Annotated in this window: 16 protein-coding genes; 7 read left to right on the forward strand and 9 right to left on the reverse strand. The window is 62.5% G+C overall.

Translation table 11 applies throughout. From position 1 onward, the window contains the following. Nucleotides 1–116: 116 nt before the first annotated feature. From E8E75_RS00790 to moaA, 5 genes are all read right to left on the reverse strand, one after another. Entirely contained in the window at nt 117–926 is an 810-nt protein-coding gene (locus E8E75_RS00790; RefSeq protein ID WP_120651861.1) for an outer membrane protein OmpK, read from the reverse strand. 122 nt (nt 927–1048) lie between these two features. Then, complete coding sequence (locus tag E8E75_RS00795; protein ID WP_153917087.1) at nt 1049–1366, reverse strand: hypothetical protein; 318 nt, start codon at nt 1364–1366, stop codon at nt 1049–1051. 235 nt (nt 1367–1601) lie between these two features. Next, a complete protein-coding gene (locus E8E75_RS00800; protein WP_153917089.1) occupies nt 1602–2420 on the reverse strand; it encodes a transporter substrate-binding domain-containing protein in 819 nt (272 codons plus the stop codon). A 66-nt stretch (nt 2421–2486) separates the two neighbouring features. Beyond that, a complete protein-coding gene (locus tag E8E75_RS00805; RefSeq protein WP_120651864.1) occupies nt 2487–3845 on the reverse strand; it encodes an 8-oxoguanine deaminase in 1359 nt (452 codons plus the stop codon). Between the two features lie 118 nt (nt 3846–3963). Continuing rightward, a complete protein-coding gene (gene moaA, locus E8E75_RS00810) occupies nt 3964–4959 on the reverse strand; it encodes a GTP 3',8-cyclase MoaA (RefSeq protein ID WP_153917091.1) in 996 nt (331 codons plus the stop codon). Nucleotides 4960–5160: 201 nt separating this feature from the next. On the opposite strand from moaA, the gene E8E75_RS00815 reads away from it, so the two are divergent. After that, on the forward strand, nt 5161–5790 hold the full coding sequence (locus tag E8E75_RS00815; RefSeq protein ID WP_120651866.1) for a TetR/AcrR family transcriptional regulator: 630 nt from the start codon (nt 5161–5163) through the stop codon (nt 5788–5790). Nucleotides 5791–6028: 238 nt separating this feature from the next. Here the strand turns inward: E8E75_RS00815 and E8E75_RS00820 are convergent, their stop codons facing one another. Beyond that, nucleotides 6029–6466, reverse strand: a complete 438-nt coding sequence (locus E8E75_RS00820) for a heme-binding protein (RefSeq protein WP_120651867.1) — start codon at nt 6464–6466, stop codon at nt 6029–6031. A 361-nt stretch (nt 6467–6827) separates the two neighbouring features. On the opposite strand from E8E75_RS00820, the gene gcl reads away from it, so the two are divergent. The 6 genes from gcl (at nt 6828) to E8E75_RS00850 (ending at nt 14531) form a co-directional block, all read left to right on the forward strand. Continuing rightward, nucleotides 6828–8603: a glyoxylate carboligase gene (gene gcl, locus E8E75_RS00825; RefSeq protein ID WP_120651868.1), complete on the forward strand. Its 1776-nt coding sequence runs from the start codon at nt 6828–6830 to the stop codon at nt 8601–8603. Between the two features lie 93 nt (nt 8604–8696). Continuing rightward, entirely contained in the window at nt 8697–9479 is a 783-nt protein-coding gene (gene hyi / locus E8E75_RS00830) for a hydroxypyruvate isomerase (RefSeq protein ID WP_120651869.1), read from the forward strand. 16 nt (nt 9480–9495) lie between these two features. After that, nucleotides 9496–10386 (forward strand): 2-hydroxy-3-oxopropionate reductase, encoded by an 891-nt coding sequence (locus E8E75_RS00835; protein ID WP_153917093.1) that lies wholly within the window; start codon nt 9496–9498, stop codon nt 10384–10386. A 404-nt stretch (nt 10387–10790) separates the two neighbouring features. Continuing rightward, entirely contained in the window at nt 10791–12071 is a 1281-nt protein-coding gene (locus tag E8E75_RS00840; protein ID WP_153917095.1) for a glycerate kinase, read from the forward strand. Beyond that, nucleotides 12061–13476 carry a pyruvate kinase gene (gene pyk / locus E8E75_RS00845; RefSeq protein ID WP_153917097.1) on the forward strand — a complete coding sequence of 472 codons (1416 nt, stop codon included), beginning with the start codon at nt 12061–12063 and terminating at the stop codon, nt 13474–13476. The genes E8E75_RS00840 and pyk overlap by 11 nt, the downstream gene beginning before the upstream one ends. 146 nt (nt 13477–13622) lie before the next feature. Continuing rightward, a complete protein-coding gene (locus E8E75_RS00850; RefSeq protein ID WP_120651873.1) occupies nt 13623–14531 on the forward strand; it encodes an urea transporter in 909 nt (302 codons plus the stop codon). 81 nt (nt 14532–14612) lie between these two features. Here the strand turns inward: E8E75_RS00850 and E8E75_RS00855 are convergent, their stop codons facing one another. The 3 genes from E8E75_RS00855 to E8E75_RS00865 all read right to left on the reverse strand — a co-directional run bounded on the left by E8E75_RS00855 (nt 14613) and on the right by E8E75_RS00865 (nt 18854). Continuing rightward, on the reverse strand, nt 14613–16652 hold the full coding sequence (locus E8E75_RS00855; protein WP_256672519.1) for a FimV/HubP family polar landmark protein: 2040 nt from the start codon (nt 16650–16652) through the stop codon (nt 14613–14615). Between the two features lie 364 nt (nt 16653–17016). After that, nucleotides 17017–18420, reverse strand: coding sequence for a DHA2 family efflux MFS transporter permease subunit (locus E8E75_RS00860; protein WP_120651875.1), 1404 nt, complete (start codon nt 18418–18420; stop codon nt 17017–17019). Next, complete coding sequence (locus E8E75_RS00865; RefSeq protein ID WP_120651876.1) at nt 18420–18854, reverse strand: MarR family transcriptional regulator; 435 nt, start codon at nt 18852–18854, stop codon at nt 18420–18422. Before E8E75_RS00865 ends, E8E75_RS00860 begins: the two co-directional genes overlap by 1 nt. Nucleotides 18855–18926: the final 72 nt, after the last annotated feature.

Here is an 18926-nt window from a genome sequence, read left to right on the forward strand (position 1 = left end):
CGCGATCGATCCGGCTCCCACACTGCTGCGAAAGGCTTGTGCCATGGATTGGCTCTCCTCCCCTTTCAACCGCGGGGATGGCGCATTGCGCCTCCCCCGGTCTTTTTCCCGGTGAATCAGAAGTGCGCCTTGACCAGCAGGCTGGCGGTGTTCTGGTCGGTGCCATCGAGGATGACGTCACCCAGGAAGCTGTCGTTGTCGATACCGTACTTGTCCTTCCAGTAGTCGTACTCGAAACCGACGTACAGCTGCTTCTCACCCCAGCCCATGGCCTTGCCCAGGTCGTATTTCACCTGCGGATTGAAGTGCAGGTTCGCGTGGTAAGTGCCGCGGCTGTTTTCGTCGTTGTCCACGACCCAGTCCATGAAACCGTCGATCAGGATGTCGGAGTTGCCCACCGGAATGGTGTAGCTCCAGACCGGAGTGATCTGCCAGACGTTGTCGCCGGGACGGCTGCCATCGGTGGTGCGGTTGTAGAAGTTGACCTGGAAGTAATCGAAGCCGGGAATGGCGAGGTCGAAGCCTGGGCCGATCAGGTAGGACTCGACATCGCCTTCGCCGAACTCGTAGGTCATGGCGAGCAGTACGTCGGTTACAGGACCGAACTGGATCTTCTGATCGAAGATCTTGCCAAGGGAAAGGCGCGGCTGGAATTCGCCGTAGTAGGTGTTGTCGCCCACCTGCGCATCCTTTTCGCCGTTGTAGAAGATCTTGTCCACGAAGAAGAAGTTATCGCCGTACTTCCAGCCATCCGCGTGCTCGAAGGTGACGGTTTGCTGGATTTCCGGATTGACCTTGAAGTTCTGACCGTAGAGGTAGGTCAGGCTGTTGTTCTGCCAGAACAGAAGGTCACCGGCGATAGCCTGGCCGCCCCCGAGCAGGCCGGTCGAGAGGGCGAGGCAGTGCGGCAGATACTTGGCATTCATGGTTTTTCCCTTGTTTTAGTGGGTTTCAGGTTTTTCCGCCCCGCACCCACCCGTAGCCCGCCCCGGTTTCCGGGCAGGCTGCAGGCAGGTTCGGGATTGGAGGGAGTTGCGCGCGCCGTGCGTCAGCCGATCAGGCCGAGGCGGTATTGGCGGGCGATGCCGGACGGGCTGTCTTCAGCGTTGCGCTGTTTGGCTACGTCCAGGGAGTTCCGTCTGGCCTCGGCAATCGAGGACAGGAGTGCGAGTTCGTCTACGCCCGCATACGTGGGCGACTGGCCGACGCCGAACAGGCTGCCAAGGTCAGCTGCCAGGGCACTGATAGCGGACGGATGCGCAAGCAAAGGGTGTGGACTTGAAAAACGGGATCGCCACGCCTGCGGCTGGCGGTCGGGACCGCATCTGAGGTTGTAGCGAACCTCGCGGAGGTCGAATGAACTCATGGGTAAAGCCTGCCTATTGTTTTTGTCGGTCGTGGGCTTACAGGGTGGCGGTGAGCCCCCTCATGCAGTTGCTTCATCAGGAAAAGCTGATCTGGCGGTCAGGTTTTCCGAATTATATACACTCTGTGAACATCTCAAACAACAGTTTCTTTCAGCATTGTGTACAAAATTTCAGGCGATCTTCGCGCAGAAGACACGGAGCGCCTCTGGAATGGTGCTTCCGGTTCGGAAGGCGTCAGGGGTTTCCCTTCTCTTTCTGGCGCTTCAGGAAATCGATCTTCCACTGCTCCATCCCGAGGTATTCGGAGTCCAGGTTGGCTTCCACCTGATAGCGGGCCTTGAGTGCATCCACTTCCTGGCGGTGCTCTGCGAGAAAGCGATCGAAGCGTGCGATCAGTTCCGGGTACTTGAGACTGGAGAGATTGAACGTGCCGCGGGTATGGGGAAGTTTCGGGTCGAACACCAATGCCCCGGGTCGGGCACGTATGTTGTCCAGGTAGTAGGTGGCCACCACCACGTTGTAATAGGCACCGTCAGCTTCCTGCTTCATGGCCTGCTTGATCATCTGCCCCAGGTCCGTACTGCGAACCACCTGGGTCTGCCCCGCGCCTATGCGGTCCTGATAGGTCCAGGGCGTCCAGCCGTCCACCACCGCCAGCCTGGCCAGATGGTCCACACCCTGCCCCTGGCGTTTGGGCGCAACCAGAACACCGTCCACGTACTCCACCACTGGCTGGCTGTAGCTGATGCTCTTGCCGTTCTTCAGATCGCCCGCCCAGTTGGGGTTGTCGGGGTACTTCAGATCGATGCTGCCATTGAGCAAATGCTTGGTGAGTTGATTGACCGGCAGCGCCTGATACTGGATATCCAGCCCGGCACTGCGCGCGAACAGATCCAGCAAGTCGCGGGCAAAGCCCTGGTACTCACCCTGGTCGCTGACCCAGTAGTGGGGTTGGAAGGACTGCTGCTCGACCCCGATCACGTAGGTCTGCGCCAGGGCGCCATTCGCGGACAGAAGGCCGGCAGCCAGCCAGCCGAAAACCCGAGGTTTCATGACCTCCTCCTTGTTTTCCATTGCGCGGGAAAGACAGGAGCGGGATGGCCCGCTCCCGGTTGTGGGTTACTCGCCGAGCACCAGTTGGCGCGCCAGTTCGTTGTGGCGCTCCAATACGCGCGGCAGGTCCACGGTCACCACCTGGCCATCACGCACGACCACCTTGCCGTTGATCACACTGGTGGACACATGGGTCGGGGTGCAGAACACGAGCGCCGCCAGCGGATCGTGGAGCGCGCCTGCATAGGCGATGTGATTGAGGTCGAAGGCGACGAAGTCGGCCGCCATGCCCGGCGCCAGGGCACCGATGTCATCTCGGTTGAGCACTTTCGCGCCACCCAGGGTGGCGATTTCCAGGGCCTCGCGCGCAGTCATGGCGTCCGGACCGAAACCGACCCGCTGCAGCAGCAGGGCCTGACGTACCTCGCCGATCATGCTGGCACCGTCGTTGGAGGCGGAACCGTCCACACCCAGACCAACCGGCACGCCGGCATCACGCATACGGCGCACCGGGGCGATACCGGAGGCCAGGCGCATGTTCGAGCAGGGGCAGTGGGCAACGCCGGTACCGGTCCGCGCGAACAACTCGATGCCGTGTTCGTCCAGCTGCACGCAGTGGGCGTGCCAAACGTCGTGACCAACCCAGCCCAGATCCTCGGCGTACTCGGCCGGAGTCATACCGAACTTCTCGCGGCTGTAGGCGATGTCGTTGACGTTCTCGGCCAGGTGGGTGTGCAGCGAGACACCGTAGTGGCGTGCCAGCACGGCGGCTTCACGCATCAGGTCGCGGCTCACGGAGAATGGCGAGCACGGCGCCACCACGACCCGCAACATCGAGCCGTGGGAGGCGTCGTGGTAATCCTCGATCAGGCGTTGGGACTCCTTGAGGATGTCCGCTTCCTTCTCCACCACGGAGTCCGGCGGCAAACCGCCCTGGCTGCGACCGACGCTCATGCTGCCGCGAGCCGCGTGGAAGCGCATGCCGATCTCCCCGGCGGCGTGGATGCTGTCATCCAGCTTGCAGCCGTTGGGGTAGATATAGAGATGGTCGCTGGAGGTGGTGCAGCCGGAAAGAATCAGCTCGGCCATCGCGGTCTGGGTAGAAACGCCGATCATTTCCGGGGTCAGTCGCGCCCAGATCGGATAGAGGTTGGTCAGCCAGTTGAACAGCTCGCCATCCTGAGCTGCCGGTACCACACGAGTCAGGCTCTGGTACATGTGGTGGTGCGTGTTGACCAGGCCGGGAATGACGATCTTGCCCTTCATATCCAGCACTTCGTCGGCGGACTGCGGCAGTTCGCTGCTCGGCCCGACCTGCACGATGCGGTTGTCCTCGATGAACATCCCGCCCTGCCGGATTTCCCGGCGCTGGCCATCCATGGTCACCAGCAGGTCGGCGTTCTTGATCAAGAGTGTCTTTGCCATTCGGCTCTCCTTGTAGGGTGCGCCATGCGCACCGTTATACGGACAGAGGGGTTTCGGTGCGCACGGCGCACCCTACGCGCGGCGTACATAAAGCTTGGAGCTTGGGAAAGGGTTCCGGTCAGCCGCCGGTCATGCTCATGAAGCGAACGACTTGCACTTGCTCGGCGGCGTCGAAGTGATGCCGTTCGGGCTTGAGCCTGAGGGCATCGATCAGCGCCACACGCAGCCTTTCCCGGTCTCCGGGATGGCGACGGATCAGTGCCTTGAGGTCCAGGGCGCCTTCGTGGCCCAGGCAAAGCACCAGCTTGCCTTCGGCTGTAACGCGCACACGGTTGCAGTCGCCGCAGAAGTTGCGGCTATGGGGCGAAATGAAACCGACCTGGGTTTCAGTGCCGATTACCTGGTAGTAGCGCGACGGGCCGCCGGTGCGATAGCTGCTGGGCAGCAACTGGAAGCGCTCGCCAACGCGCTCACTCACTTCTTCCGAGGTGCACAGGGTGACCTTGCGCTCGTGGCTGGAGATGCTGCCCAGGGGCATCTCCTCGATGAAACTGATGTCCAGCCCATGCTCGACCGCGAAGGCGACGAGGTCCTGTACCTCATCATCGTTGCGGCCTTTTTGCACCACCGTGTTCAGCTTGATCCGGCGAAAGCCCGCCTTGCGCGCCGCTTCAATCCCTGCCAACACCTGGTCGAGGCGGTCACGCCGGGTAAAAGCGGCAAAGCGCTCGCGCTGCAGGGAGTCGAGGCTGATATTCAGACGGGTGACACCGCTTCGACGAAGGTCGGCGGCCATGTGTGCGAGCTGGGAGCCATTGCTGGTGATGGCCAGGTCTTCCAGTTCCTCGCGGGCACCGAGCCGCGCCAGAAGAGATGTCAGCCCCTTGCGCACCAGCGGCTCGCCGCCAGTGATTCGGATGCGTTTCACACCGAGGCCGATGAAGGCATCGGCGACCGCATAGAGCTCTTCGAGGCTGAGAATCTGCGCGCGGGGAGCGAAGACCATGTCCTCGCTCATGCAGTAGGTGCACCGGAAGTCGCATCGGTCAGTGACCGAGAGGCGCAGATAGGAAATTCGACGCCCGAAGGAGTCGAGCAAGTGGTTGTCTTGCATGGGTGAAGTCTGCCGCAACACGCACCGGACAGGGTACCGATGACATGGACGGATGCAGAATGGAAACAGAATCAAGTTATTTTGTATACAGGAAATTCATCCAGTGGCTCGCTTGAGAGCCCTTTGATGCCGGTGATACCATGCGCGACCTCTCTCCGACCGGCCTTCCTGGCGCTTCGGTGAGCCAATAAAGGAGCCGATGTGAGTAGCATTCGCGAGCGCAACAGAGACCTCATCCTGCGCGCGGCCAGCGAGGAATTCGCCGATAAAGGGTTCGCCGCCACCAAGACGAGCGACATCGCAGCCAAGGCCGGCCTGCCCAAGCCCAACGTCTACTACTACTTCAAGTCGAAAGAGAACCTCTACCGCGAAGTTCTCGAGAGCATCGTCGAGCCGCTCCTGCAGGCGTCCGCGCCCTTCAACCAGGCCGGCCATCCACACGAAGTACTCACGGCCTACATCCGCTCGAAGATCCGCATCTCCCGCGACCTGCCCTACGCATCCAAGGTGTTCGCCAGCGAAATCATGCATGGCGCGCCGCACCTCTCGCCGGAACAGACCGAGCAGCTCAACCTGCAGGCCAAGCACAACATCGATTGCATCCAAGGTTGGATCGACCAAGGCCTGATGGCCAAGGTCGACCCCCACCACTTGCTGTTCAGCATCTGGGCCGCAACCCAGACCTACGCTGACTTCGACTGGCAGATTTCCACTGTCACCGGTAAATCCAGCCTCAGCGACGCCGACTACGACGCCGCCGCGGAAACCATCATCCGCCTGGTGATAAAGGGCTGCGAAGTGGAAGAGAAGGTTCAGGCGAAGAGCGCCTGATACCGACACCACCGGAACCCTGTAGGGGCGAATTCATTCGCCAAGGGCTGCGCAGCGGCCCCCTACCCCTCTCCGCTCCACACCGATAATCCGGATATGGCAGTCCTTCGGACTGCTTGGCGAATGAATTCGCCCCCACAAAAAGCATTTCGCCCCCACAGGACAGGTACCGGTTGGCACCAACCCTGTGAGGGCGAACTCATTCGCCGAGGGCTGCGCCGCAGCCCCCTGCTGACGGTCAGGCCGCGCCGGCGTCCGCCTTCAGGCCGGCCGATTCCACGGCACTGACTGCGCATTGCTCGTCGATATCCGACGTATCGCCGCTGATGCCAATGGCGCCGATCACGGTCCCTTGGCCGTCGCGAATCAGTACACCGCCCGGCGCAGGAACCAGATTGCCATCGGCCAGGTTGTTCACCGCACCAATGAAGGCCGGGCGCTGCTGAGCGTCCGCAGCGATCAGGCGCGAGCCCTTGCCCAGGGCCACAGCACCCCAGGCCTTGCCGATGGCGATCTGCGGACGAAGCATGCTGGCGCCGTCCTGGCGCTGCAGGGTGATCAGGTGGCCGCCAGCATCCAGCACGGCAATCGTCAGCGGCGCGGTGCGCAGCTCCCGACCAACGGCCAGGGCGTGATTGGAAATGCTCACAGCGGTTTCCAGGGTCAGGGTGGTCATTTTCAAGCGTTCCTCGTGAGTGGTTGAACCTTGTGCGGCGTCGTCCGGGCCAGGGTTGGCGCACTCCTGTATCCACGCGGGCATTTTCCAGCCCGTCCTGCGACGCATCCGAAAGCTGTATCTCACTATCCCACCGAACACAAAAAAATCAATAGATAGATACAATCACAACATTTTTTGTATACAGTATTTCCATCAGCGTTCTGACTATGGCTGGAGACGCCCATGAAACGGGCGTTTTAAAAGAGTCGTCGCCCTGCGACCTTTAGCCTCACAAATGGCCTTGACCCTTCAGTCAGACGATGAATAGAATCGAGCCACGTCGCTTGTATACAATTTTCACAAGAAAGAGGCACAAAACATGGCCAAAATGAGAGCAATCGAGGCTGCCGTCCTGGTGATGCGTCGCGAAGGCATCGACACCGCGTTCGGCATCCCCGGCGCCGCCATCAACCCGCTGTACGCAGCCCTGAACAAGATCGGCGGCATTGACCATGTACTGGCCCGTCACGTCGAAGGCGCCTCGCACATGGCTGAGGGTTACACCCGCACCAACGCGGGTAATATCGGCGTCTGCATCGGCACTTCCGGCCCTGCCGGCACCGACATGGTCACCGGTCTGTACTCGGCATCCGCCGACTCCATCCCGATCCTCTGCATCACCGGCCAGGCTCCGCGTGCCCGTCTGCACAAGGAAGACTTCCAGGCCGTCGATATCACCAGCATCGTCAAGCCGGTCACCAAGTGGGCAACCACCGTTCTCGAGCCGGGCCAGGTTCCCTATGCGTTCCAGAAGGCCTTCTACGAGATGCGCAGCGGCCGTCCGGGCCCGGTGCTGATCGACCTGCCGTTCGACGTGCAGATGGCCGAGATCGAATTCGACATCGACGCCTATCAGCCGCTGCAGGTGCTGAAGCCGTCCGCCAGCCGCATCCAGGCCGAGAAGGCCCTGGCCATGCTGAACGACGCTGACCGCCCGCTGCTCGTAGCGGGTGGCGGCATCATCAATGCCGACGCCTCTGCCAAGCTGGTCGAGTTCGCCGAACTGACCGGCGTACCGGTCATCCCGACCCTGATGGGCTGGGGCACCATCCCTGATGACCACCCGCTGATGGCGGGCATGTGTGGTCTGCAGACCTCGCACCGTTACGGCAACGCCACCGTGCTGGAATCCGACCTGGTGTTCGGCATCGGCAACCGTTGGGCCAACCGCCACACCGGTTCCGTCGACGTCTACACCCAGGGCCGCCGCTTCATCCACGTGGACATCGAACCTACCCAGATCGGCCGCGTGTTCACCCCGGACCTCGGCATCGTTTCCGACGCGGGCTCCGCACTCGACGCATTCCTGGAAGTCGCCCGCGAGTGGAAAGCCGCTGGCAAGCTGAAGGACCGCAGCGCCTGGGTCGAATCCTGCCGTGAGCGCAAGCGCACCATGCAGCGCAAGACCCACTTCGACAACGTGCCGGTCAAGCCGCAGCGCGTGTACGAAGAGATGAACGAGTTCTTCGGCAAGGACACCTGCTACGTCAGCACCATCGGCCTGTCGCAGATCGCCGGTGCCCAGTTCCTGCACGTCTACAAGCCGCGCCACTGGATCAACTGTGGCCAGGCGGGCCCGCTGGGCTGGACCGTTCCGGCCGCCCTAGGCGTGGTCAAGGCCGACCCGACCCGCCCGGTCGTGGCGCTGTCCGGCGACTATGACTTCCAGTTCATGATCGAAGAGCTGGCCGTGGGTGCGCAGTTCAACCTGCCCTACATCCACGTACTGGTGAACAACTCCTACCTGGGCCTGATCCGTCAGGCGCAACGCGGCTTCGAGATCGACTTCTGCGTGCAGCTGTCCTTCGAGAACGTCAACGCTCCGGAACTCAACGGCTACGGCGTGGACCACGTCGCAGTGGTCGAGGGCCTGGGCTGCAAGGCGATTCGCGTGTTCGACGCCAACGATTTGCAGGCAGCCTTCGCCAAGGCCAAGCAACTGATGGAAGAGTTCCGCGTGCCGGTCGTGGTCGAGGTCATCCTGGAGCGTGTCACCAACATCTCCATGGGTACCGAGATCAACGCCATCAACGAGTTCGAGGAGCTGGCCCAGTCTGGCGCCGACGCTCCGACCGCCATCTCGCTGCTGGATTGATTGCCGTCTTCCCCTCTCCTATTCGTGGTGGGAGAGGGGCTTTCACCTCCCCTCCTCCCGTCTAGGGGAGAGGGGAACCAGAAGGAGACATTCATGCCCCGTTTTGCCGCCAACCTGTCCATGCTGTTCACCGAAGTGGACTTCCTGGATCGTTTCGCCGCTGCCGCCGAAGCCGGCTTCAGCGGTGTCGAATACCTCTTCCCCTACGACTTCCCGGTAGAGGAAATCCGCGCACGTCTGGACGCCAACAAGCTGGAACAGGTGCTGTTCAACCTGCCCGCCGGTGATTGGGGCAAAGGCGAGCGTGGCATCGCCTGCCACCCTGACCGCGTGGAAGAGTTCCGCGCTGGCGTGGACAGGGCCATCGCTTACGCCAAGGTACTGGGCAATACCCAGATCAACTGCCTGGCCGGCATCCGTCCGCAGGGTTACGACTGCGCGACCGTCGAGAACACCTTCGTTGAAAACCTCAAGTTCGCCGCGGAGAAGCTCCAGGCAGCCGGCATCAAGCTGGTGATGGAAGCCATCAACACTCGCGACATCCCCGGCTTCTACCTGAACAACACCAAGCAGGCGCTGGCCATTCGCGAGAAGGTCGGCAGCGCCAACCTGTTCCTGCAGTACGACATCTACCACATGCAGATCATGGAAGGAGACCTGGCGCGTACCGTCGAGTCCAACCTCGCCGCGATCAACCATGTGCAGCTTGCCGACAACCCTGGCCGCAACGAGCCGGGCACCGGCGAGATCAACTACCGCTTCCTCTTCGCGCACCTGGACCGCATCGGCTACCAGGGCTGGATCGGCTGTGAATACAAGCCGGCCACCACCACCGCTGCCGGCCTGGGCTGGCTGAAAACCCATAACGCCATCTAAAAAAGAGGTAATCCACATGGCCAAGATCGGATTCATCGGCACCGGCATCATGGGCAAGCCCATGGCTCAGAACCTGCAGAAAGCCGGCCACACCCTGTTCTTCTCCGAGCACTTCGACAAGGCTCCGGCCGACCTGCTGGGTGACAACGGCATCGCCCTGGCCAACCCGAAAGAGGTTGCCCAGGAAGCCGAATTCATCATCGTCATGGTGCCGGACACCCCCCAGGTCGACGACGTCCTGTTCCGTAAGGACGGCGTGGCTGAAGGCGTTGGCGCCGGCAAGGTCGTGATCGACATGAGCTCCATCTCCCCCACCGCCACCAAGGTCTTCGCCGAGAAAATCAAGGCGACTGGCGCCGCTTACCTGGACGCCCCGGTATCCGGCGGTGAGGTAGGTGCCAAGGCCGCGACCCTGAGCATCATGGTCGGTGGCTGCCCGAATGCCTTCGAACGCGCCCTGCCGCTGTTCCAGGCCATGGGCAAGAACATCACCCGCGTGGGTGGCAACGGTGACGGCCAGACCGCCAAGGTGGCCAACCAGATCATCGTTGCCCTGAACATCCAGGCCGTAGCCGAAGCCCTGCTGTTCGCCGCCAAAAATGGCGCCGATCCGGCCAAGGTACGTGAAGCCCTGATGGGTGGCTTCGCTGGCTCCAAGATCCTGGAAGTCCACGGCGAGCGCATGATCAAGGGTACCTTCGATCCGGGCTTCCGCATCAGCCTGCACCAGAAGGACCTGAACCTGGCACTGTCCGGCGCCCGCGAACTGGGCCTGAACCTGCCGAACACCGCCAATGCCCAGCAAGTGTTCAGCACCTGCGCGGCCCTTGGTGGTAGCAACTGGGACCACTCCGGCCTGATCAAGGGCCTGGAGCACATGTCCAACTTCTCGATTCGCGAGGAGTGATGTTTCGTAGGACGGGTTGAGCGTCAGCGCTGCCCATCGAGCCGGCAGCTCCCGCGATGGCCAGCGCCCGCTTTCCCCGTCCTACGACCCCCTTTCGACCCTCCTGGTCCGCGGTGACACGGCGCCAACGACCAGGAAGGTCGATTCCAGTCCCGAACCGCTGCGTGCGGCGGTTCGGGACTGTAATCGGCCTGAAGGCCAGGTATGCAGATGCCTGGCAGACAGACTACAAAGGACCTGTTCAAGATCGAGCGAGCTAGAGAAGAACAAGGCGAGAATGGCTGGAGACGCGGAGTTTACGAGCCGTAAATGAGCAGTCCGGAGTCATCTCTCAACGCAGTTATTCCGACGCGCAGCCGATCTTGAGCAAGTTCCAACAAGAATCCAGCGCCACGGAGCCTGCCATGTCCCTCGATCCCAAAGCCTTCCTGCGCGACCTGTTCGCCACTGCCATCGCCGCCGCACATCCACGCCAGGTCCTGGCCGACCACCTGCCCGCCGACCGTTCCAGCCGCGTAATCGTCATCGGCGCCGGCAAGGCAGCCGCGGCCATGGCAGAGGTTATCGAGCAGGAATGGCGGGGTGAAATCTCCGGCCTGGTGGTAACCCGCTACGGCCATGGCGCGAACTGCAAGAAGATCGAAGTGGTCGAAGCCGCCCACCCAGTACCTGACGCCGCCGGCCTGGAAACCGCCAAGCGTGTGCTCGAACTGGTGAGCAACCTCAACGAATCCGACCGGGTGATCTTCCTGCTCTCCGGCGGCGGTTCCTCGCTGCTCGCCCTGCCCGCCGAGGGCCTGACCCTCAAGGACAAGCAGGCCATCAACAAAGCCCTGCTGAGGTCCGGCGCCTCCATCTCCGAGATGAACTGCGTGCGCAAACACCTCTCGGCGATCAAGGGGGGCCGCCTGGCGAAGGCTTGCTGGCCGGCAACCGTCTATACCTACGCGATTTCCGACGTACCGGGCGACGAGGCCACCGTGATCGCCTCCGGCCCCACCGTAGCCGACCCGACCACTTCAGCCGAAGCCCTGGCGATCCTCGCCCGCTATGAAATCGACGTACCACGCCACGTGCACGCCTGGCTGCAGGACCCGCGCTCGGAAACCGTCAAACCGGGTGATCCCTGCCTGTCCCGCAGTCACTTCCAGTTGATCGCTACCCCCCAGCAGTCCCTCGATGCCGCCGCCGAGAAAGTCCGCGCCGCCGGCCTCACCCCGCTGATCCTCGGCGATCTGGAAGGCGAATCCCGCGAAGTCGCCAAGGTGCATGCCGGCATCGCCCGCCAGGTCGTACTGCATGGCCAGCCGATCAAGCCGCCGTGCGTGATCCTCTCTGGCGGCGAAACGACTGTGACCGTACGCGGCAGTGGCCGGGGCGGGCGTAACGCCGAGTTCCTGCTGAGCCTGACCAATGCCCTGAAGGGCCTGCCGGGCGTCTACGCCCTGGCCGGCGACACCGACGGCATCGACGGTTCCGAAGACAATGCCGGCGCCATCATGACTCCCTGCAGCTACGCCCGCGCCGCCAGGCAGGATCTGTCCGCCAGCGACGAACTGGACAACAACAACGGATACGGGTATTTCGCCGCACTCGGTGACCTCATCGTCACTGAACCGACCCGTACCAACGTGAACGACTTCCGCGCCATCCTGATTCTCGAGAGCCCTGAAAATGACGCCTGACAAGAAAGTAAAAATCCTCGCCACCCTCGGTCCGGCGATCAAAGGCATCGACGACATCCGCCAACTGGTGGAAGCCGGCGTCAACCTGTTCCGCCTGAACTTCAGCCACGGCGAGCACGCCGATCACGCCCAGCGCTATCAGTGGGTGCGTGAGGTCGAGCGCCAACTGAACTACCCGATCGGCATCCTGATGGACCTGCAAGGCCCGAAACTGCGCGTCGGCCGCTTCGCCGACGGCAAGGTCAACCTTGAGCGTGGTCAGGCCTTCCGCCTGGATCTGGACAGCACTCCCGGCGACGCTCGCCGAGTCAACCTGCCTCATCCGGAGATCATCGAAGCCCTGGAGCCCGGCATGAACCTGCTGCTGGACGACGGTCGCCTGCGCCTGCAAGTGACCGCCAGTCACGCCGATGCAGTGGAAACCACTGTGATCGCCGGTGGCGAACTGTCCGATCGCAAGGGCGTCAACGTGCCGGAAGCAGTGCTGCAGCTCTCGCCGCTGACCGCCAAGGACCGTCGCGACCTGGACTTCGGTCTGGACCTGGGTGTGGACTGGGTCGCCCTGTCCTTCGTACAGCGCCCTGAAGACATCATCGAAGCTCGTGAGCTGATCAAGGGCCGCGCCTTCCTCATGGCCAAGATCGAGAAGCCCTCGGCCGTCGTGCATCTGGAAGAGATCGCGCGCCTCTGTGACGCCATCATGGTCGCCCGTGGTGACCTGGGCGTCGAAGTGCCGGCAGAGAATGTGCCGCGCATTCAGAAAGACATCATCCGCACCTGCCGCCAACTGGGCCGTCCGGTTGTAGTCGCCACCCAGATGCTGGAATCCATGCGCTTCTCCCCTGCCCCGACCCGCGCCGAGGTGACCGACGTCGCCAACGCCGTGGCCGAGGGCACCGACGCTGTGATGCTGTCCGCTGAAACCGCTTCCGGCGACTACCCGCTGGAGACCGTGCAGATGATGAGCAAGATCATTCGCCAGGTGGAGAACGGCCCGGACTTCCAGAACCAGCTCGATGTCAGCCGCCCGCAGGCCGAAGCTACCGCGTCCGACGCCATCAGCTGCGCCATCCGCCGAATCAGCAGCATCCTGCCGGTAGTCGCACTGGTGAACTACACCGAGTCCGGCAGTTCCAGCCTGCGCGCTTCCCGCGAGCGGCCCAAGGCGCCGATCCTCAGCCTGACGCCGAATCTCCATACCGCACGTCGCCTGACCGTGGCCTGGGGTATCTACTCGGTCGTCAACGAACGCCTGCACAAGGTCGAAGAAGTCACCAGCACTGCACTGGAGATTGCCCAGGCCCAAGGCATGGCCAAGCGTGGCGATACCGTGGTGATCACCGCGGGCGTGCCTTTCGGCCAGCCGGGCAGCACCAACAGCCTGCGGATCGAGACCTTGAATTGATGTGAAACATCCGGAGCGACGGTTTCCGAAGAGAACCCGCGCTCCACGCACCGGCTTCGATGCCGGGCGATAACAGAAATCCCATCTGGCTACCGCCAGTTAATCGGCGCCCTCTACCGGGGCGCCCCATTTTTTTTCAAGCTGCCATGTACCGACTGCCCCTACGACCCGAAGTCCGTAGCTGGGCTTCTGCCCAGTTGAACGGTTTCAGCCAGATATTCCTCCAGCGCCACCCCGGTTGCGGCGCGCTGATACTGCTTGCCATCGCGGTGGGCGCTCCCAACTTGCTGGGCGGCGCCCTGCTCGGCGGAGCTGCTTCCTGGCTCACCGCAGTACGCCGCCGCTATGCCCCCGACGACATCGAGGCCGGGCTCTACGGCTACAACGGTGTGCTGCTTGGCCTGCTACTGAGTGCGCGCTTCGAACCCTCGCTCTACCTGGCGCTGCTGATCCTCTGCGCCAGCGGCTTGTCCAGCCTGCTGCTCAACGCCCTGCTCAAGGCAGTCCGCCAGCACAACTGGCTTCCCGCCTATACCGCACCCTTCGTCGGTCTCGGCTGGATACTGCTGGCCCTGGGAGGACCGCTGGAACTGACACCCACTACCACCGCTGGCACTACGCTGCATTCCGGGTGGATAGACACGCCTATGGCGATCATCCGGGGCATCGGCCAGGTGATTTTTCTCGACCAGCCAACAGCCGGCGCGCTGGTACTGGGAGCTCTTTTCCTAGCGGGATGGCGAGTGGGGCTCTGGGCGCTGCTGGGATCCAGTACTGCGCTGGTCCTGGCGCTTCTCCAGGGAATGCCGATGCAGGCGGTGCTGGTTGGACTGTTCAGCCTCAACGGAGCGCTGATCGCCCTTGCACTGGGCAAAGATCTGCGTCGCCCCTGGTGCGCACTGGCCGGCATCCTACTGGGCATTGCCCTTCAACCCGGTTTCGCCGCCCTTGGCCTGCCAGCCATGACCGCTCCCTTTATCCTTGCATGCTGGCTGGTGCTGGTGGCCAAGCGAATGATGGGGCTGGCACAACCTGCGCCGTCGCGAACCTTGTAGCTGGAACCTGGCTGGATGAGCCGGCCGCAAAAAGAAAAAGCCCGGCTTGTGGCCGGGCTTTTTCATTGGTTCTGAAACGCTTCAGGCGATCTTCGCCAGCAAGTCACGCGCTTCCTGTTTCTGCTGGTCGTCACCTTCACTGATGACCTGGTTGAGGATGCTGCAGGCCGCCTCGATATTGCCTTGCTTGATGTACGCAAGCGCCAGGTTCAGCTTGGTGAGGTTCTCCTGACGGGCATCCAGCATGTCCAGTTCTTCCAGGCTGACCATCGGATCGACGAACTCGGCCGTGAGCTCGTCCAGGTTCTCGGCCTGTGGCAGCTCTGGCAGCTCGCCGAAGGGGCTCAGGGTATCTGCGTCCAGGGTCAACTCGAAGACTTCCGGCAGCTCCTGGAGATTGGTCGGGAAGCCCAGGTCGTCCTCCACGGTCGCGAAGGCCTGGACCACAGTTGCCTTGCGCTTGGGCTCGGCCGTCTTGAACGGGCTGACCTGCTCCCAATCGGCATCCAGCGGATAGCCATCGAAATCGGATTGCGCGCTCTCGATGTGCGCGTTGCTGGCCTCGGCCAGAGCCGGAGCTGCTTCATCCAGTACGAACACCGGCTCGCTCGGAGCCACCGCACCCAAGTCTGCATAACGGGCACAAATAGCAGCCAGGCGCCCTGCATCGGCATGCAGGTCTCGCAGGGCAGCTTCTTCGAGGGTGAAGGCAACCGTGTCACGCAACTCGCCCAGCACTTCCAGCAGGCGGTAGCGCAGATCCAGGCGCTGGGGTTCCAGCGCAACGGCCGGACGCAGCACGGCCAGGGCTTCGCGCCAGCGGCCATAGGCGATATAGATGTTGGCGCCTTCCAGTGCATCGGGATTGAGCTTGGCAGCGGGCATCGCGACGACCATCGGCGATGCTGCGACGGCTGCGACCGGCACCAGTTTCGGCATTACCGGGGCAACTGGCTGTACCTCTTCGTGGCGATGCTGGAAGGCCACCTTGGCCTTTCCGGTGGTCTGGGCTTCTTCCAGCTCCTGCTCCTGGGCCTCGCGACGGGAGCGGCGCAGCAGCACCCAATCCAGAAGGAACAACAGCACCAGCCCGGACACCATGATCGCCCACCAGACTGGACTGATACCGGAACTGCCTGTTTGCACCGGCGCCAGCACAGTCCGTTCCGTGGCCTGGGCGGCAGGAATGATCGCAGGAGCGGGTACTGGCTGAGCTTGCGGAGCCTCACCTGCCACCGGGGCAGTAGTGATCTGCTGGACTTGCTGCTGCAGCGAGGTCATCTGCTGGTCGCTGCCGCTCAATTGCTGCTGCATAGCATCCAGCTTGGCCTGGAGTTCGGCGATGTGCTGGCGCAGTTCTGCGCGTTCGGCTTCGCCCTGGGCGATGCTGGAATCCACTCGTTGCTGGGCCTGGGTCAGTTCGTCCAGTGTCGATCCGGACGGAGCGGCGACCACCGGTTCCGGTGCCTGAGCCTGGTTCGGCACAGCGACCGGCGCTGCTGCAACAGGAACGCTGGCCTGCACAACGCTATCCGGCAGCAGCAAGGACTGGCCGGCATGCAGGCGATTAAGATCACCATCCGGGAATGCCTGAGGATTGAGGGAGTAGATGCCATCCAGCATTTGCTGTTGGCTCATGCCACTGCCCGCACTGAGGCGTTTGGAGATCGCCCAGAGACTGTCACCCCGTACAACCTTGTATTGCCTGCCTTGGGTGGCGGCGGGTGCTGGCTTGGGTTGTGCCTTTGCGACCGGAGCAGTTGCGAAAACTGCCTCACGGACCGGTGTAACCGGTGCGGTGCTTGCAGTGTAGGCCGAACCGGGCGGATCCAGCAGCAGGGTGTATTCGCGCAGCAACTTGCCATTGGGGCGAGCCACTTCGACGATGAAATTCAGGTAGGGCTCGCGAACCGGCTGGTTGGAAACCACGCGGATGCGGCTGCCCGAGCCACGGATCACCGGGCTGAAGCGAAGGTCGTTGAGAAAGATGAAGCGGTCGACACCGGCACGCTCGAAGTCATCGGCCGAGGCCAGTCTGACTTTGATTTCGCTGTCGTTGAGATCGCCGACTTCGAGCAATTCGATTTCGGCATCCAGTGGCTGGTTCAGGGCGGAATGCAAGGTGATTTCGCCTAGCCCCAGTGCTGGCACCAGGCCTGAATAAAGTGCAGAGCCTGAAGCAAGTGTCAGCAGGAGCTTGTGAACCCTCGCCATACGTCCTCCCCGGTCACGCACATCCGCGAATTGCACCTCTGATGTCCCGCCCGGGCATCCTCGAAGTGACGCGAAAACTCGTTGACCTCAAACCACAATGATAGCGGGATGCTACTCCTTATCCATCCCACGCAACACCAGACATGACGGGCGTCCTGCTCCCTCACCCAGCATAATGGCAGCTGGCCACAAACTTATTCTGTAGCTTACTCCACTATAGGAAAGAATTCGCGAGGGTCTTGACAAAAATTTTATCGTGCGATTTGCACGCTCATACCCTTGCAGAGCGCACGCCCCAGGCAGGCACCACCGCCAACAGGAAGAGTAGCGCAACCAGCCAGAAGCTCTGTTCAAACGCCAGTGCCTCAGCCGCGGCATTCCCCCCCTCGGCAGCATGGCGCCACTCCAGGAAGAAGGTAAGCAGGTTGACCCCGAAGGCGCCACCCAGTTGGCGGACGAAGGTGATCGCGCCGGCGCCCAGCGCCAGCTCTTCTGCATTCAGGACATCCAACGCTCCCGTGCTCATGGCGGGCAGGAGCAACCCGAGGCCGAGGCGGCCGACACAGGCCCACCCGCACAGCTCCAGGAATGCAGCACCTTGCCCAGCCAGTCCCAAGGCAGCTGACGAAACCGCGAACACCAATAGGCCGAATACCAGCATGGAGGCTGCCGAGAGGCGGTCGCTGGCCCAGCCACCGACGAAAGACGCCAGCCCCAGCACCACGCCGGTTGGTAGCAGGAGCAGACCCGCCTTGCCGGCACTGTACCCTTCCACCGTCTGCAGGAAGAGAGGAATCAGGTAGGTGGAGCCGTACAACCCCAGCCCGAGCACCAGTGCGACCCAGCTTGCCTTGCGGAACGCGGCATGACGCCAAAGCTGCAATGGCAGCAGCGGCCGCTCGCAGGCACGACTGCGCCGCAGGAAGGCCACAGCGCATCCCAGGCCTAGAAGTCCTGGCACCCAGGCGCTAGGCGCCATCCAGCCGAAACGCTGAGCCTCGGCCAAGGCTCCAAGCAGGGCGAAGAGCGCAACGCTGAGCAAGATGAAGGCGCGGAGATCCACGCCAGGCGTATTGCGGTCGCGCACGCTGGGCATCAGCCACTGGGCCCCGAGTAAGGCCAACAGGCACAGCGGCAAGGGAAGCCAGAACACCGCCCCCCAGCCGAAGTGATCGATCAGATAGCCACCGACGGTTGGTCCGAGGGTTGGCGCCACCATGATGCCCAAGCCATAGATACCCAGCGCCAGGCCACGACCGCCTTCGGAGTAGACGCGAAAGATGAGTACCATCGCCAACGGCTGGATGATGCCGGCACAGGCGCCCATGACAATGCGCAGGGCAATCAGCTGCCAGGCCGCATCCGCAACCAGCGCCAGCAATGACGCTACGCTGAACAGACCAAGCCCGAGCTGCACGGTACGCCGCGCGCCCAGCCGAGACTGGCACCAGGCGGCCAGTAGCAAACCAGCCGTCATCGCGGCGAGGAACCCGGTTGAAAGCCATTGAGCCAGCGGCCGTCCGACGTTGAAGTCGAACATGATCGCCGGCAGTGCGACGTTGATGCTGGTGGAAGCGAGAATCATCGCCATGCTGCCGAGCATCAACAGGCCCAACAGCCATTGCGGATAGCGTGCGCCGAAGCGCTGGTGCAGCGCTTCCAGATCCTGCCCCATCAGAGGCGGTCCAGGTTCGCCAGAATCCGTGCGTGAACCTGCTGGCAATGGCGCAGCTCTTCATCGTCGATGCCGTCGAAGAGCTCCTGGCGCAATTGGCTGGAGATGGCTTCGATCTTCTCGATCAGGGGGCGGGCCGGTGGGCACAAGGCGATCTTCTTCGCCCGCCGGTCTTCGACGACGGCCATGCGCTGGATCAGGCCCTGGGCCTCAAGGCTGTCCAGCAGACGGGCCAGGGTCGGGCCTTCGACGCCGACGCTCTTGGCCAGCTCGCGCTGGGTCGGGGACTCTTCAAAACGGGATAAGTGAAGCAGCACAAGCCAGCGCGCCTGGGATAGGCCCATGCCAGCCAGACGGCGGTCGAGTTCTGCGCGCCATGCGCGGGACATCTGCGCGAGCTGCATGGCGAAACGGTGTTGATCGGGGTAGGACATCGATTATGACTCGGACTTCTTATACTAATAATTAGCCAGCTAACCATAGCCGAAAGCCGCGAGCAAGCCCCC

The organism is Pseudomonas sp. BN606, from assembly GCF_029873115.1.
Lineage (GTDB): Bacteria > Pseudomonadota > Gammaproteobacteria > Pseudomonadales > Pseudomonadaceae > Metapseudomonas.

Coding starts and splice junctions, on each gene's coding strand:
- E8E75_RS00835 (WP_153917093.1), top strand. CDS start 9,496: ATGGCCAAGATCGGATTCATCGGCACCGGCATCATGGGCAAGCCCATG.
- E8E75_RS00865 (WP_120651876.1), bottom strand. CDS start 18,854: ATGTCCTACCCCGATCAACACCGTTTCGCCATGCAGCTCGCGCAGATG.
- E8E75_RS00795 (WP_153917087.1), bottom strand. CDS start 1,366: ATGAGTTCATTCGACCTCCGCGAGGTTCGCTACAACCTCAGATGCGGT.
- E8E75_RS00840 (WP_153917095.1), top strand. CDS start 10,791: ATGTCCCTCGATCCCAAAGCCTTCCTGCGCGACCTGTTCGCCACTGCC.
- E8E75_RS00860 (WP_120651875.1), bottom strand. CDS start 18,420: ATGGGGCAGGATCTGGAAGCGCTGCACCAGCGCTTCGGCGCACGCTAT.
- gcl (WP_120651868.1), top strand. CDS start 6,828: ATGGCCAAAATGAGAGCAATCGAGGCTGCCGTCCTGGTGATGCGTCGC.
- hyi (WP_120651869.1), top strand. CDS start 8,697: ATGCCCCGTTTTGCCGCCAACCTGTCCATGCTGTTCACCGAAGTGGAC.
- E8E75_RS00820 (WP_120651867.1), bottom strand. CDS start 6,466: ATGACCACCCTGACCCTGGAAACCGCTGTGAGCATTTCCAATCACGCC.
- pyk (WP_153917097.1), top strand. CDS start 12,061: ATGACGCCTGACAAGAAAGTAAAAATCCTCGCCACCCTCGGTCCGGCG.
- moaA (WP_153917091.1), bottom strand. CDS start 4,959: ATGCAAGACAACCACTTGCTCGACTCCTTCGGGCGTCGAATTTCCTAT.
- E8E75_RS00790 (WP_120651861.1), bottom strand. CDS start 926: ATGAATGCCAAGTATCTGCCGCACTGCCTCGCCCTCTCGACCGGCCTG.
- E8E75_RS00850 (WP_120651873.1), top strand. CDS start 13,623: ATGTACCGACTGCCCCTACGACCCGAAGTCCGTAGCTGGGCTTCTGCC.
- E8E75_RS00800 (WP_153917089.1), bottom strand. CDS start 2,420: ATGAAACCTCGGGTTTTCGGCTGGCTGGCTGCCGGCCTTCTGTCCGCG.
- E8E75_RS00805 (WP_120651864.1), bottom strand. CDS start 3,845: ATGGCAAAGACACTCTTGATCAAGAACGCCGACCTGCTGGTGACCATG.